At 33.1% G+C, this 15826-nt stretch carries 15 protein-coding genes and 1 pseudogene; 5 read left to right on the top strand and 11 right to left on the bottom strand.

Annotated elements, in window-relative coordinates; all coding sequences use genetic code 11:
* Positions 1–278: 278 nt before the first annotated feature.
* The 5 genes from ACQKM9_RS09265 to ACQKM9_RS09245 form a co-directional block, all read right to left on the bottom strand.
* On the bottom strand, positions 279–1190 hold the full coding sequence (locus tag ACQKM9_RS09265) for a GNAT family N-acetyltransferase (protein ID WP_427734097.1): 912 nt from the start codon (positions 1188–1190) through the stop codon (positions 279–281).
* 101 nt (positions 1191–1291) lie between these two features.
* Positions 1292–1585 carry a CD3324 family protein gene (locus ACQKM9_RS09260; RefSeq protein ID WP_427734096.1) on the bottom strand — a complete coding sequence of 98 codons (294 nt, stop codon included), beginning with the start codon at positions 1583–1585 and terminating at the stop codon, positions 1292–1294.
* 207 nt (positions 1586–1792) lie between these two features.
* A complete protein-coding gene (locus ACQKM9_RS09255) occupies positions 1793–2671 on the bottom strand; it encodes a helix-turn-helix transcriptional regulator (protein WP_427734095.1) in 879 nt (292 codons plus the stop codon).
* A 951-nt stretch (positions 2672–3622) separates the two neighbouring features.
* Complete coding sequence (locus tag ACQKM9_RS09250; RefSeq protein ID WP_427734094.1) at positions 3623–3808, bottom strand: hypothetical protein; 186 nt, start codon at positions 3806–3808, stop codon at positions 3623–3625.
* 43 nt (positions 3809–3851) lie between these two features.
* On the bottom strand, positions 3852–4067 hold the full coding sequence (locus ACQKM9_RS09245; RefSeq protein ID WP_427734093.1) for a hypothetical protein: 216 nt from the start codon (positions 4065–4067) through the stop codon (positions 3852–3854).
* Between the two features lie 250 nt (positions 4068–4317).
* Here ACQKM9_RS09245 and ACQKM9_RS09240 point away from each other — a divergent pair, with 250 nt between their 5' ends.
* The 3 genes and pseudogenes from ACQKM9_RS09240 to ACQKM9_RS09230 all read left to right on the top strand — a co-directional run bounded on the left by ACQKM9_RS09240 (position 4318) and on the right by ACQKM9_RS09230 (position 6410).
* The gene (locus tag ACQKM9_RS09240) at positions 4318–4857 is read left to right on the top strand and encodes a hypothetical protein (RefSeq protein WP_427734092.1); all 540 of its coding nucleotides are present in this window, start codon (positions 4318–4320) and stop codon (positions 4855–4857) included.
* Positions 4858–4884: 27 nt separating this feature from the next.
* Positions 4885–5130, top strand: a pseudogene (locus ACQKM9_RS09235) (septation ring formation regulator EzrA); the annotation flags it as partial.
* 41 nt (positions 5131–5171) lie between these two features.
* Positions 5172–6410, top strand: a complete 1239-nt coding sequence (locus tag ACQKM9_RS09230; protein WP_427734091.1) for a hypothetical protein — start codon at positions 5172–5174, stop codon at positions 6408–6410.
* A 591-nt stretch (positions 6411–7001) separates the two neighbouring features.
* Here the strand turns inward: ACQKM9_RS09230 and ACQKM9_RS09225 are convergent.
* The 4 genes from ACQKM9_RS09225 to ACQKM9_RS09210 form a co-directional block, all read right to left on the bottom strand.
* Positions 7002–7652 carry a VanZ family protein gene (locus ACQKM9_RS09225; protein ID WP_427734090.1) on the bottom strand — a complete coding sequence of 217 codons (651 nt, stop codon included), beginning with the start codon at positions 7650–7652 and terminating at the stop codon, positions 7002–7004.
* A 191-nt stretch (positions 7653–7843) separates the two neighbouring features.
* On the bottom strand, positions 7844–8191 hold the full coding sequence (locus ACQKM9_RS09220) for a DUF4260 domain-containing protein (protein WP_427734089.1): 348 nt from the start codon (positions 8189–8191) through the stop codon (positions 7844–7846).
* 117 nt (positions 8192–8308) lie between these two features.
* Complete coding sequence (locus tag ACQKM9_RS09215; RefSeq protein ID WP_427734088.1) at positions 8309–8854, bottom strand: GNAT family N-acetyltransferase; 546 nt, start codon at positions 8852–8854, stop codon at positions 8309–8311.
* A 352-nt stretch (positions 8855–9206) separates the two neighbouring features.
* Positions 9207–10577, bottom strand: a complete 1371-nt coding sequence (locus tag ACQKM9_RS09210; RefSeq protein ID WP_427734087.1) for a lytic polysaccharide monooxygenase — start codon at positions 10575–10577, stop codon at positions 9207–9209.
* Positions 10578–11024: 447 nt separating this feature from the next.
* On the opposite strand from ACQKM9_RS09210, the gene ACQKM9_RS09205 reads away from it, so the two are divergent.
* Both ACQKM9_RS09205 and ACQKM9_RS09200 read left to right on the top strand, forming a co-directional pair.
* Positions 11025–11252: a helix-turn-helix domain-containing protein gene (locus tag ACQKM9_RS09205; protein ID WP_427734086.1), complete on the top strand. Its 228-nt coding sequence runs from the start codon at positions 11025–11027 to the stop codon at positions 11250–11252.
* Positions 11253–11489: 237 nt separating this feature from the next.
* A complete protein-coding gene (locus tag ACQKM9_RS09200; RefSeq protein ID WP_427734085.1) occupies positions 11490–13154 on the top strand; it encodes a ribonuclease J in 1665 nt (554 codons plus the stop codon).
* 547 nt (positions 13155–13701) lie between these two features.
* Here ACQKM9_RS09200 and ACQKM9_RS09195 read toward each other — a convergent pair.
* Together ACQKM9_RS09195 and ACQKM9_RS09190 are read right to left on the bottom strand one after the other, a co-directional pair.
* Positions 13702–14139: a HEAT repeat domain-containing protein gene (locus tag ACQKM9_RS09195; RefSeq protein WP_427734084.1), complete on the bottom strand. Its 438-nt coding sequence runs from the start codon at positions 14137–14139 to the stop codon at positions 13702–13704.
* 685 nt (positions 14140–14824) lie between these two features.
* The gene (locus tag ACQKM9_RS09190) at positions 14825–15820 is read right to left on the bottom strand and encodes a serine hydrolase domain-containing protein (RefSeq protein ID WP_427734083.1); all 996 of its coding nucleotides are present in this window, start codon (positions 15818–15820) and stop codon (positions 14825–14827) included.
* Positions 15821–15826: the final 6 nt, after the last annotated feature.

Here is a 15826-nt window from a genome sequence, read left to right as displayed (position 1 = left end):
CTATACTCTCCAGTAGGTTAAATGTTGCTTCGAGTAGGTCAAATCATCTTCTGAATGAGTTAAATCAAGTCCTGAGTAGATCAAATCATTTTTCTATACTCTCCAGTAGGTTAAATGTTGCTTCGAGTAGGTCAAATCATCTTCTGAATGAGTTAAATCAAGTCCTGAGTAGATCAAATCATTTTTCTAAATTCACTTGAACTAAGTATAAAAGAGAGACTATTATGAAAACTCTTGATCAATAAAGGCTCTCCTATTACTCAAAAACCTTAGCAATATCATGTATGAGATAACATGGGGAACATTAGCTTGTTATTTTTTAATAGTTCATCTTTATCCCCCATTACCATAAGAGTTGAATCCTCTTCTTTAAAAAGAGTTACTTCATAATTTGCGCTATTGATTGGCATAAATTTCAGTATTGCACTCTTTGTCTGTTCTGTTGCCAAGGCATTTAAAACATCTTCAATTTCTATTTTTTCTGTTACCAAAATATCATATAGAATCAATGTATTTTCTTCGCAATCTGCAACAGCAATTGCATTTAAGTCTTGTATATAGAAAAGATTATCCTTAAAACTGAACAATTCAAAGTAGTTACAATAGAACATGACTTGCCCTGCGTTATTCTGCATTGAAAGTGCAAATTGTGCTTCAGCATTCTTTGCCGTATCATAAAGCAGATTAAGATCGCTAACATTATCGATGTCCATTTTTCGGACAGAATAAGGACTTTCGATTTCTGAAATTTGTGTTGAAGTTTGATATTCATCAACAGGTACAAATCCAAACTTAGGATAAAAATCAAGAACACTGTCATTGGCAAAAAGATAGAACATATCACATTTATCTTTCCATTCCTCTAAAACCACTTCCATTAGCACTCGGCTTAGGCCTTGTTTGCGGTATTGTTCATCTGTCATCACTGTACCAAACTGAACAAATCGTTTTTTCTCCTCTAAGACGATAAAATCAATGACACTGACTGTAATATGAGAAACCATTTTATCGTTGTCTATCAGTGAATACAAAATACAATTCTCTTTCCAAAAACCACTTTTATACCAATTCTCAAAATCGAAATTATAAGTTTGTTGAGTTAGCAAATTAAAGCTGTTTCGTAGTTCATTATCATCCTGGTAGTGGGAAATCAATTTATAGTTTTTGCCGTTAATCATTACTTTTTTCATTTAAATTCCCTCCTGGTCTCTATCTAAATAAAGTATAACTTAACTACATAACTGGAAAACACCTCATCCTTTTTTCATAAAAGAAAATAAGCCAATGTAGTTTATAACCACATTGACTCATTATTTGCTTTCTTTTCTTTTAGTATGATTCTTTGGATACTTTTTGATGATAAATAATATTTCCCCGCTAAAGTAGTTGTATCTATTCCAGATAAGAAATCGTTGTAAATATTAGAATTCCTTAAATCCAATTCTCTCCTTGTAGCAGTACCTGATCCCCAAGACTTTTTATTTTCTCCTCTTCTTGGGATATAAATATATTCACCATCGACATATGTCTGTATTAACTCTACCAACTCTGCAGGTAGAAGATTATTTGCTCTTTTATAGCTCATTTTTGCACTCCTAAATTTTAATAGTTCTTTTAGGAATAGCAAAGGCTATTATTTTGTTTATAATATTTTGCAATAGCCTTTACTATGCAAAATGAATAGCTTCTCTTCTCATAAAATGTAGCCCTCCTTATATTGTATTACTTACATAACTGTTTCAATTATATGTAATATCATACCACATTTTACAGTAAAAAAGCTGAACATGAACTAATCACTAAAATCCAAATTACTCGGTTGCTTTGGCAAATGCTCCTGTGTAAGCATATTTGTCGTAGCTACTTTTTCATTCACTTCTTCAAAACGAAATCCATCAGCCCATACTTTCCCCGTTCCAATAAGTAATACACCAAAATGAATAGAAGCACTTTCTTCTGGAACATCTAGAATAATTGAATAGTGATTCCAATCTGTTGAGCCTTGAATGGAGCGGTTATCCATATTATCAAATTGAATAGTATCGCCATTAGTGTTATCAATCCGAAGCCATGCACCACATTTTATAACGTTTTCTGTTTTTAAATAACATGACAGCTTTAGACGTTTCCCTTTAAAATCATTTGCTTGGAAACCTTGCATAATTGTGGCAAACTGCTGAGCGTTTGCTTCCCCTTTTGCAAAGAGTAAACCTGATTTTGTTCCTGTGTGAAATACATCTCCGTCCACTACGAAATCATACAACTCTGGATTAGATCCGCTTAAGCTCCAGCCTGTAATTTGTTCACTTTTATTCATTTTTTTCTCCTCCTCCATCATTCGTACAGCCTGCATAAGCTTTCGATATTTCCCTGGTGGCAAGGAGTAAACCTCTTTAAACGCTCTTGTAAACGCCTCTTGAGATTGAAATTGAAGTAAGAAAGCAATCGTTAAAATTGATTCATCTGAGTGCAATAATATCAATGCAGCCATCGCCGTCCTACGTAAACGGATATATTCGCCAATCGATTTCCCTGTTTCTTGTTTAAAAATCCGAAGTAAATGATATTTCGAATATCCGATAACTAATGGGAAAGTATCAAGTTGAATCTCTTCCGTCAGATTGCTTTCAATATAAGAAATTGTTTTTTGCGTTACTTCGCTGTAATACATCTTGCTCACCTCAAAATCATCATACCGAATATAGAGAAAATTTTTTTGATAAATCTTGCTAAAGTTTACTGCCCGTTTGTTTATAAACTCTTCAGCAAAATTGTACAGTATTTAAAAATCGTTAAGACTGTTTTTATCGAATTTATTATTCCGTTACACCTAAATTCGATAAAAATATTATCTATCCATTAAATAATTTCCATTTGAGTATTCGGTGTTCTCAAAACGCTAAACAATATCCCAATACATATCCCCAGTAGAATGATAGAACCAATAATTACTATGAGTTGAAGCGAGATTAATTGTGCATCAATCCTAAAAACAAACGTTAACAAGAAAATACCCATTGACTTAAAAATACTGAATATACTTATGAATCTGCACATTATTTTACTAAGTGTCTCTTCACGAGTTAGAAATCCTGTGTTTACTGTACCTAAATAATAAAGAGTTTATGAAAAATCGGTTAGTTGCTTTAAATTTGTTCCTTTAACAAATAATAATGTTGTTTAATTTGGTTAGCGAATAATGAAGATTCGCCCCCATTTAATTATTATGTTTAGCTTTCCCTCTATCCAGATAGATTAAAAATAAGTAGCCTACGAAACTAATTCCTAAGAGAGCCACAGCCCATGCTGTTTCGTAATTCACTAAAATTCCAAACAAAGCAATAATTGCTGACAGTATATATATATGAGGTTTTTTGAAAAATACTATTTAACTTTCACCCTTTTCTTAACTATATGAACATTGGTATATTCTTACATATATTATATGGGATAAAAAGAAAGATGGTATGAAAATCCAATTCAAACTATCTTTTTTAAACAACGGACTTTCTTATTCGTAAACAGCACATTTAACAAAGATTGATCAAAATGCTGTCTTTTTCATTAATTTAGTAGTAGCTCTTCTTCAACTAAAGGACCCGTTAGTTGAAGAAGAACATCCTTACCAATCTGGTCCATCATCACTATCACTCACTTTAAGATTAAATGAATTAGAATCTAGATTGTTCTTTTCAACTGACTCATAGAAAATTGATTTTACCTCTTCTTGTACAGATTCAGTAGCCTCTTTATTTGTTAAGATATATTTCACCCTAATATCATCTTTTGAATAAACTGTAAGCAACATTTGAAAAACATAACTTTTTTCTTTCAATTTACTGCTTACTTGTTCAAAAAAGCCACTTTCTTGATAAAGTAGGGTTTGTATTTCCTCTACTTCTTTTATTTTCTTTTATTTTCTTTTCTTTTTCCGCTTGTTTTTCAGGGCTTATCGAAGGAGGAGTTTCACCTATTTCTCCTTTTGTTGAAGAGTTATTGATAAATAGAAAGGTTGCAACAAATAAAATTATTATGGTTCCAATTAAAGTGATTTTGCCTTTTTTCATTCAGTACACTTCCTTTTCACTTTAAATATATGACTGAGTAAAAAGGTTTAAACCAACTTATTTTATTGAACTATTCTGCCCCGTTAGTTTAAGTAAATTCCTTCACTATCCTCACTTTATTTCCAACATAAATATCCAATTAAAAAATTCCTCTCTTTACTTAAATAGGAATATATTAAATTGTTATATTGTAGTAAAATAATATATTAATGTATTATTTTACAAAAATACATTTGATAGAGAGGTTATTTTGAAATCAAAAATGATTATAGGGAGTATTTTAACGCTTACATTATTAAGTACTAATATCAATACGTATGCATTCGCTCAAGAGGGAGAAGAATTAAGAAGTGCTGAATTATTAATTCAAGAAAAAATCGATAAAACAGAATTGGAAGCACATGACGCAGTAATTTCAATGCAAAATAATGATATGACTGATGAACAAATCTTAAATTGGGCTCACACAATGCAAGAAGGTACAACTGAACAATATGCACAGGCTGCTAGAGAAAAAATGCAAGAGCAACAATTAAACGAGGAAGAGGAAGAGGTCAGCATCCAACCAAGAGCAAGTTCTTCAGCTATTGGATCAAAAGGAAATATTATAATTGATGCCAGACACGGTGGTAATAGTTATAGTAATTCTTACTGGTCAGTTGGTCATACTGCGTTAGTTTCAAAAAATATAGAATATACAATAGAATCTTTTGCGTTGGACTGGTCACCTAAAGGGAGAATTGTTGGAGGAGCTCAGAAAACCGGACCTGAGATGTATCACAATCGATAGGGAGCTAATAAAAAGGATGTCTATCTTCTAAAAGTTAAAGGGAAAACTACTGACAAATCTGAAGGAGCTTATAAATATGCAAGGGCTCAAGTGGATGCCAACAAACCCTATAGTTATGAGTTCCTTAACAAGCGTAGAACTAGTCATTTTTATTGTTCATCATTGGTATGGAGAGCTTGGTTAGAGCAAGGTATCGATGTTGATTATATTACGATTGATACAGTTGTTACGCCAATGGAAATACTTAAGTCTAATAATATTATTATTCTATAAATATAGTATAAATAACTAAAGATATACAATAGGAGAAAGTGATGAAGAAATATAAATGGTTTTACATTATCGGTGGTATTTTAATTGTGATTGCAGCAGCAGGCTATTTTTTACCACGCCTTCTTCTTAACATTGCGTATTCCCCTCATTTAGAGGAGAAAGAGGTGCCACTCGTAGAAAACCTTCCGAAAGCAACTGACTCATTAGAGATGAAAAATGGCAAATATTTATTAGCATTTTCGGAATTAAAAAGTCACAGTAATTCCAATGCAGGAGCTTTTTACGTTATTGATAAGGCAGGTCGTTTTTTATCCCAAAGCGTCAAGCAAGATTTATCGGAGCCAATCGGTATGACGACAGCCCACGATAAAGCGTATGTCGTTAATAACCGCTCTCTACAGCGTTCATCAATCGACTTGAAAACAGGTAAGATTGAGTCGATTAATATGAGTAAACAATCGAGTAATTCCTTTTCACTTTATTCGAATAATGATTATGTTATTTATGATATTGCAGGGAGTCTAAATAACGGTCAAAAGCTTGTATATTGGCGACAAAATAAACCGAATGATAAGAAATCAATCGTTATTCCACACGGTTTTGCTCATTCCATGCATGTTGAAAAGGATGAGGCATACATTACGACGGCTGATCCGGATGCGATTACGTATATCCATCACGTCGACTTAAAAAACAAGAAGGTCATTTCCTCAAAAAAATTAGATTTAGAGGATGAGGAGCATTCACAAACTGGTTTACCAAGTAATCCGGCACTAGCATATTACAAAGGATATCTATATTATACAGTCAATCAAATGAAGACTGTATCGGATACTGATGATACAATTATAAATACTGGGCAGCTTGTGAAAATTGATCCTAAAACTTTAGAAATAGTCAAAAAAATTGCGATTGGTGATGAAAATTTTAATCCAGACTCACTAGCGGTTGTCGATGATCAAATTGTTATTTTAAGTGACTATTCAAAAGCTTATGTGATGAATGATCAAGAACAGATGAAAAAACTTACTTTCAAAATACCAAAGGATCAACGCTCAGCTCTAAAACAAAAAAGTACATTTACAGAACAAATAACCGTTAAAGGAAATAAAGCGTACATTTTCACTATGTATGATCTTCGCAATAATGATAGTGATGATGCTATTGAACGTGGTGAAATAAATGCTTTTAATTTAGCAAATGGTGAGCACCTATCAAGAACGGTCGTTAAAATGCCTTTATCCACCTACTTAACGATGACCTTTGCTGTCATTCAATAAATAAAGTTTAAAAAAATAACCATTTTTTTAATAGGGCAATAATCGCTACATAAGGTTTTGTTTTTATTATAGAGAAAATAGCCAGCTAATCGCGTTTCAATACTGCGATTAGCTGGCTACGTTATTTTATTGCATATATCACATCTTTGTATTTTCATATTTTCCACCTGTCTTTTTTATTGAACTAACCTGCTCCTTTAGTTGAATAAGAAATAGAATAACTCGATCACTTAATTTCCTTCCAATATAATGAACATTTATGGTTAACTCTATTTTTTCTTACACTCAAAATAATACTCACTTGTGAGATTATTATAAATTTTCAATATAACTTCTCCACCGTTGTCATAGCATTGAGAACTAGCAGAATTTATTTCTTTAGTATTGAAATAGCTATAGATATGCATTAAACAAGACACTCCAAATAAAGCGAATACTATAATCCATAAAACACCTGAAAAATACTTGTTTTTAAATATAGTCATTTTCATTCCCCGCCCTTATTTAAATTGAAAATTAATAAAGGAAAAACGTCTATATGACGATGCCCTTTTTACTAATGCACCCGTTAGTTAAAATATTTTATTAATATCAATTACTAATTTGCAACCTTTTAGATTGGCCCTTACCTATAAAATGATTAAACAAAAGATATATATATACCCCTACCACACCTCCAAGGGTATTTAGAATGACATCATCAATGTTTGTTGAACGAGCATATACAAAAAACGCTGATCCTATAGAATTTTCAATAAATTGAATTAGTTCAATCCCAATAGAGATAAGCATTGTAACCATAATAGTCTTTTTTTTACTTTTTAAGATACTAAGAGACATTAGTGCAAAAGCTAATGGGGTCAACATTAATAAAGGACCCAATAAGTCTGTAATTTGTGATTCTAAAATTGTTTTAAACGGAATTAAATTTAGCGATTGGATTGTTGAATACACAACGATTTCACCTTCCGAATAATGCCATATTGGAATAAAGGTAACTAACTGATGTAATGTGCATAAATACATAATAAAAGCAGTTAGAACGACAAACTTATAAAAATTATTTACTATCGCCTTTTTTATCAAATATATTACACAAACCGTTATAGGAATACAATTGACATAAAGCTCAATAAATTTTATACGTAAAAAACTAGAATCATAATTAAATTTCAATATTAACGGGATAAGGAAATAAAAAGTAGGAATAAGAACTGTAAACCATTTAACATTTTTTGACATAGCCAACCTCTCTCTAAATTACACAAAATCATATGAACAATTCTAACATTTATCTATATAAATTTGTCCAAGTATTAAAATCTTGTTAAACTAACCTGCCCCGTTAGTTAATGAAGTGTCCCCAATATCAATAGCAAAGACGTTTATACTCTATATTTGTCTAACAATCGCGCTCGTTTGTTGAAAACCACTCAAACACGATTAAGATGAGTATCTTGAAATTTTGTTGGATATTTCAATCCATAACCAAGCATTCTATCCATCCCGATATGGGCTATCCAAATTAAACTAATCATTATAATGTTACTGTTATTTGTCAATAAACCGCATATCATTATTACTACTGGAATGGTGTATGTATGAAATAAATTATACAGTATTGAACCAACCTTAACGTTTTTTAAGTATCCAAGTGCTGACAAGTCTGGTGCTAACAACAAAACCAGAAACACTATCCAACTAAATTGCAGATGGAAGTAAAAATAAATGGTTAACACCAGAACTGCTAACCCCTCAATGTGCAATAAAAATTTATTCAAAGAAGCCATCCACCTTTCAGAATCTTTATTGTAAATCCTTCTTCAACAAACCTGCCCCTTTAGTTGAATAAAAAAGAGCTGTCTGAACAGCTCAAAGATGTTTTACATTTGAATGGCTTATTTCCATTCATTAGCTAAAAGCCCATAAATGATGTGATCTACATAATGGTCATATAACCACTCTGCTTGTCTTATTTCCCCTTCCTTCTTAAAGCCGAATCTTTCAGGAAGCGCTCTACTTTTTTTATTTTCAACTGCGATCCTAACTTCAATTCGATTTAGTTTAAGGTCATTAAAACCGTAATCAATTACTGCTTTGAATGCCTTAGACATTATACCTTTGCCTTGAAATTTTTCACCCAACCAATAACCCACGACACCTATTTTGTTAGCCTTATATATTTCATTAAATCCGATTGTACCCGCAATTTCCCCATTATATATAATTGCGAATGATTGTGGATATCCCCCATTTTCAACAAGCTCATTACATCTTGATTGAATATTTTGTGCAGTATCTTCAATGCTCTTTGTATATTCGAGCCAACCAAGCCACTCTTTTAAATAGGACTTTGAATTAATCGTTAAATCATAGAACTCTTCTGAATCATCTTTATGAAACAATCTCAAAGAGACCTCATCATCAACCTTATGTACTAACATAATCCACACACCTCTTTCGATTTTCCTATATCTATAAATTATTGATGTCTTAACATTAACAATAAATAGATTATTATTCCAGAAATTTCTTCTTCAACTAACCTGACCCTTTAGTTGAATAAAAAAGAACTATCTGAACTCTAAATCGCATTTCACGCAACAGTCGTTACAATTGTTGAGATTCTTATCGATTAAAAGATCATTTTGTGAAAGAAAACGAGTAATTTTGTACATCCTTACGCAAGCGAAAGTGTACATATTTATGTTTATATTTATAACCAATATCATGTTCATTTTCATCTTTTTACACCAAAACCCTCTAAGCTATCTATCTCTATTAAGTTTACCTAAATTAAATCTCTTTCCATAAAGATAAAGCAAATATCCAGTTTGGATCACTATTTCCTTGATAACTTTGAACTGCTTCATAGTTTTTCCCCTGGTGTGTTACTCTATCACCTTTTGTATATGCTTTAGATGGATCCCATTGTTCATAAGTTGTACTTTGCTCTTTTGTAGTTACAGTAAGAGTGTTACTTTTAATCGATTCATTTCCTGCTGCATCAACTGCGGTAACTGTATACTTAAATGTTGTATTTGATTGTAGGTTCTTGTCCATAAATGATGTAGTGTTGGATGTTCCGACCGTTGTCATTTGTCCATTTATTGTTTCTTTGTATACAACATAATGATCAACTGCGACATTGTCTTCCGAAGGGCTCCACATTAAGCTCACACTAGACATTGTTTCTCCCATACTATGTAGTCCTTTGGGTTGAGTTGGTGCTTCGGTATCTGGAACTTCATTTCCTGTCTTTGCAATAACAGATTCACTTTTTTGAGAAACATTTCCTGCTGCATCTACAGCCTTTACAGTATATGTATATTCTGTATTAGCCGTTAATTTTCCATCTGTAAATGTTGTTCCTGGTACTGTTCCAATTACATGTCCATCACGTAATACTTGATACTCTTTCACACCTACGTTATCTATAGAGGGCTTCCAGTTTAATTTCACACTGTTCGCTGTAACTCTCTCTACTTTTAATTCTTGTGGTTGAGTTGGAGCTTCTGTATCCGGTTTTTGATTATTTATTAAATTCACATCGATTACATTATAGAAGGCATTCGCAGTATCAGCTACATCCCAAACAGCCAGAATCACATGGTATCCACTTCGATCTGTTGGTAGATTAATTTTATGCGATAGATTATTAGATGCTGCAGAACCATTATGTTGTATCACTCCAATTGGTTCAAAATCAGCACGGGTTAGAGGTTTATTAGGATTCCACCCCTTTTTTGTAATATAATAGTGCCATTTGCTCGTTGGATGCGGTGCAGTATATTTCCATGTGAAAGTATTTTCGCCACCATTGAGCGTATTCTTAAACCAACGGTCAGTAGTTTGTTGGTCAAGGATCCCACCAAACTTACCTCCAGCTGAAGCAATTACTCCATCTGCCGGCCCATCTTGTGGAAATCCCTTTGGTGCCTCTAAACTCTGAGGTTCATACATTACATTTCCACAACTCAAGTTAAGAGCTCCATAATTTGAGCTACATAACGCAGCGCGGCTACCAGGTTTTTCCACAAATCCATGAGCATCTACGCTCTCAGGTATTAATGTAATACTCAAAATACCTGTTGCTAATATAAATGCACTTACTCCCGTTTTTCTTTTATTTATTTTTGTTAAACCAAATGAAAGTTTATTATTCATTGTGTTAATCCCCTTTACTTTTCTACTTATTACATGACAAATAAATATCTATGTTCGAGGATTTTGATGCAAAAAGATGAAAACTAAATTGGTCAATATTAATACTGGAATTCTAATCACTAAGTATTTTTACCCTACTATTCACTTCCAATTTCAAAGCCAATCTACTTATGCGATTAAATATATCGTTTACTAAATAAATTATCTTTAAATTTTTTATTGTAGTAAATGTCAATATTCGTAATATAAAATCTAGTCTCTAAGTATTTTCACCCTATCACTTATCTCCATTTTTAAAGGTCAATATACTTATACCATTATATATCGGATAATATTTATAAAAGTATATAGATATAGTAAAATTAGCAAATTCTTTTTTACACTAGACGAATTGTAATATTAAGTTCAACACCTAAGACAAAAGAAAAGAAGCTCATATCAGAACGTGTGAAAATAGAGACTTTACTTGAACTGGGCTATTCGATACTATCGATTGCGAAACGTTTAAAACGCAACGCTTCTACGATTTCATGCGAGTTACGTCGTAATCAAAATTGGTCGGCCGAAACAGCGGATAGCCAAGCGAAAAAGAACAAGTCGTTTTGTGGCGCGAAAATAAAATGTACTGTTGAAATAAAAGAAGTTATTCAAGAAAAATTAAACGAAAAAAGATGACCCAGGTTATAACCTGGGTCATCTTTTTTCAATAGTCTTGTTCAACTAAAGCACTTGGAATATGATCGAACACTTCCACTAGTTTACGGATAAAATCATTTTTAAATCACTTAATCTTTCTACATTAAGTGCTTTCGTATAGAAAAATGACTCAAAAGCAATACTAAAGAATGAAGTGAAACAAACTATATTGCACCCCCATATGGAAAAAGAATAATCGAGTAGGAGGATATAATATTGACACTAAGTAATAAAACATTATCTATTTTCGCCTTAGGTGGTATCAATGAAATAGGTAAAAATATGTATGTTATACAGTACGCAGATGATATTGTTATCGTCGATTGTGGCGCTAAATTTCCGGATGAAAGCTTATTAGGGATTGATCTTATCATCCCTGATATCGATTATTTACAAGAAAACAAGGAAAAAATTAGAGCTTTAGTGGTAACTCATGGGCATGAGGACCACATTGGTGGAATTCCATACTTTTTGAAGAAATTAAATGTTCCGATATATGCTACTCGTTTTACACTCGGATTAATTGAACTAAAATTAAAAGAACATAAACTTTTTAGGACTACAGAATTGGTACAAATCAACTCAGATTCAAAGTTAGATTTTGGTGAAATCGCTGTAAGTTTTTTTAGAACAAGCCACAGTATACCCGATTGTTTAGGCATTGTCTTTGACACATCTGAAGGAAAGGTCGTTCATACAGGAGACTTTAAATTCGATTTAACACCAATGAATGATCAATATTCTGATATTCATAAAATGAGTGAGATTGGTACACAGGGGGTATTACTCCTCATATCCGAAAGTACAAATGCAGAACGCCCTGGCTCTACTCCTTCTGAACAATTGGTAGGTGAACATATTGAAGCCGCCTTTATGAAAGCTAAGCGTAAAATTATTATTTCCACCTTTGCTTCAAATGTAAATCGTATTCAGCAAATCGTTCATGCAACATTAAAAACAAATCGAAAGCTTGCGCTGCTTGGTCGTAGTATGCTGAATGTCGTATCTGTTGCAGTAGAACGCGGGTATCTAGATATACCAGATGGTTTACTAATCGAAGCACGCGACGTAAAGTATTTACCTCCTGAGGATGTCGTGATTTTATGTACAGGCAGTCAAGGGGAAACACTAGCTGCCCTTTCTCGCTTATCGACTTCGAATCATCGGGAAGTAAAAGTGTTACCTGATGACACTGTTATTTTTGCTGCATCCCCTATTCCCGGGAATGAAAAAGATGTATCGCGGATAGTAGATAGCTTCTTTCAAATGGGAGCCAAAGTTATTTATGGATCTGCTAGTAAAACAGGAATGCACGTATCAGGACACGGTTATCAAGAGGACCTAAAACTAATGTTAACATTAATGAAACCTAAATATTTTATTCCCATTCACGGTGAATATAGAATGTTATACCTACACCGCTTATTAGCTGAATCCGTTGGCATAGAAAAAGACAATACCTTCATCATTAAAAACGGTGATGTCGTCGATATTGAAAACTCACTAGCTCGTCAAACTCGAAAAGTCCCTGCTGGAGATACTTACGTTGATGGAATCGGTATTGGTGAAGTAGAGGATATTGTATTGAGAGATCGGAAACAGCTATCTGAAGACGGTATGCTCGTCATTGTAGTAACCATCATTAAAACAGATGGCGCATTTATTTCTGAACCTAACACCATTAGTCGTGGATTCGTTTACGCAAAAGATTCCGAGGAGCTGATAAGAAATGTAAATGACATTGTTAAAGCAACCGTTAATGAATCATTGGATGGTAGTATAAATAAGATGAAGAAAAAGATAAGAAAATCAGTTGGCCAGTATATAAATGCTGAGACAAAAAGAAAGCCGATGATTTTGCCGGTTATTATTGAGGTTTAATTGGAAATTATTCCCTAAAAATAATAATCTCGAAAAGGTCGGGATTATTGGTTCAAGACTTGTCGGGATCATTATTTGAATTAACCTGTACTTAACTCATTAGAAACAGATTTTTAACAAGCACAGGTTTAACAACATTCAAGTTATATTTTTCACTTTGCCACTCCTCTTTTAATTATCATTAATATCACACTAGTCATAAATTGTTCAGATACAATCTGTTATTTCTTATTATAAGGAAATACATTTTTTTCACTATTGAGGAATGATAATATTAACAAAGGTTTATTGTAGGGAAGGAATCATCATTTTACAGAAAAACCTTATATTTTATTATGATTTTGAAAAAAGATGAAGAATCTATAGGCTGATGGTGAATTTATGGGGCTATTTTTTTAGAAACAACATTTGATGGAGCGATTTGCAGTAAAACATAAAAATAAAGGCGACATGGCTAGAATTGAACGCCATGTCGCCTTTTGTATGGAATTTTAGATGCTTTAGTTTTTCAGTTCATTAAGCAACTACTTGTTTTTAAATAAATGAATTATTTATTTAAGCTTGACCATTTTTGTTCAAGCCATGTTTTGAATTCTTTACCTTTATGACCTTCGTATGCATCGTATACATCAAGGCGCATACGTTCAAGTTTTCCAGCGAAGTCTTCAAATGTGTGATCAGCTGGTAAACTTTTCTTCACACGGATTAGGATCTTATCAGTACCTTTGATAATATCAAATTTTTGTACTTTAGGTGGCTCTACATTTTCTCCAAATGCAATTAGAGCTTTGTAAGCAGCCTCTTGTACTTTGTAAACTGTATCATTTTCCATACGGTTTTTAAGAAGGTCGATTACTTTAGGGTGTTTACAAGTACTTAGCTCAATTACTGCTGATAGACGATCTCTCCAGCTAGACGTGTAATTCGCTTCTTTTTTTAGTTCTGCATAGTCTTCAGGTAATTCTGTTTCAAACTTTTTACTCAAGTTATGTCAAACTCCTTTAAAATTAAAATTGAGATGATTCAAGCTTTCTTCGACAATTGGTCTGTGGAATTTCAATTCTTCTCTATCTTACCATTATATACGAAATCAACGGCTAGCTCTTACTTATTAGAACTTTAATTTTAAAAATAGTTATTTTATCACTGAATAAGAATACAATCTCGTTCTGAGTGATTCAAATATGAATATGAATTGATCAGATTAAGTTCCTATTGGTTCGAATAGGTTAAAACATTCCTCGAGTAGGTTAAATACACCCCTCAGTAGGTTAAATCATTATCTGAATGAATCCAATGAAGAGATGAATAGATCGAATCTTGTTTCTGACACTTCGAATCGATTAAATGTTTCCTCCAGTAGGTTATATTACTCTCTGAATAGGTTAAATGAAGAGCCGAATAGGCCAAATCATTACTCGAGTAGATTATATACTCCCCCTCAGTAGGTTATATCACTCTCTGAATGCGTCATATGAATAGCCGAATCGGTTAAATGTTCCCTCCAGTAGGTTAAATCACTCTCTGAGTGCGTCAAATGAAGAGTCGAATAGATCAAATCAGCAATCGTCTTAATATTAAATTTGAGATTTTCTCCACTAATAAAACAAAAATAACTACTTTCAAGAAATTACTGCTTTTCTTGAAGTAGCTATTTAATCATCATGTCTCTATTGCAAACAGTCCATCACACAATTCCCAAAACCACGAACGTCCTTTAAGTAATCATATCCAACTGGTGAACCGAAGTTATTAAAAGCACGTACCGCAACTATCTCATGCTCTGGAATGACTAACAAAGTAACATTTGTATAGCCGAGAATTTGATAAGCATCATTAGATACCGCTTCACCTATTTCTGTTTGATCACATGAGGCTCCTTGGACAAACCAAAAGAAACCATTCCTTGGATAGTCCGATGGTAAAGTATTTGGGCTTTGAACAGATGTACAGTAATCAAATATCTCTAGAGGTATTAATTGTTTACCGTCTACTTTTCCTTTAGATAAATGTAGTGCTCCCCATCTAGCTAAATCTCTAACAGAAGCATACATATTCATTTGGCTGCCATCTACATTGTTACTTGTATACCAATGTGGATCGTTTTCTTTTCGAATCACTTCAACATGTCTAGAGTCCAGTTCACCATACCAACCAATCTCTGTTAGACCACAAGGAACTAACACTTCAGTTTCAACAATATTAGCAATTGTTCTAGCTGAAGCTTTCTTAATGATTTCAGACAATAAATCTACGCCAATATTTCGATAAGCCCAACTCGTCCCTGCTCGAAACTCTTTTTCAAGTTCTCCTTTTACTAGTCTTAACCCATGCGTATGAGTGATTAAATGGCGAATGCTAACTCCCTTTAATATATCACAATCTATTTCAGGGAATATCGGTGAAATCTCTTGCTCAAGTGATTGAATTACCCCCTCCTGGATTAAGTAAGCTACAGCAAAACCGATAAATGTTTTTCGAACTGAAGCTAGATGAAATAATGTATCCTTTTGCATAGTTCTTGCTTCAAAGGCATTACTTTGAAAACCAGTGTAAGATTCTGCAACAATCTGGCCTTCTTTCATAACCATTATGGCAGCACCCGAAGCATCTACTTGCTGAAAAGTGTTCAAAACGTTCTCCCAAACTGGTGTAAATTGATTCATTCATGA

The organism is Viridibacillus sp. NPDC093762, assembly GCF_050279675.1.
Classification (GTDB): Bacteria; Bacillota; Bacilli; order Bacillales_A; family Planococcaceae; genus Viridibacillus.
This window is presented reverse-complemented; position numbering and strand designations above follow the sequence as displayed.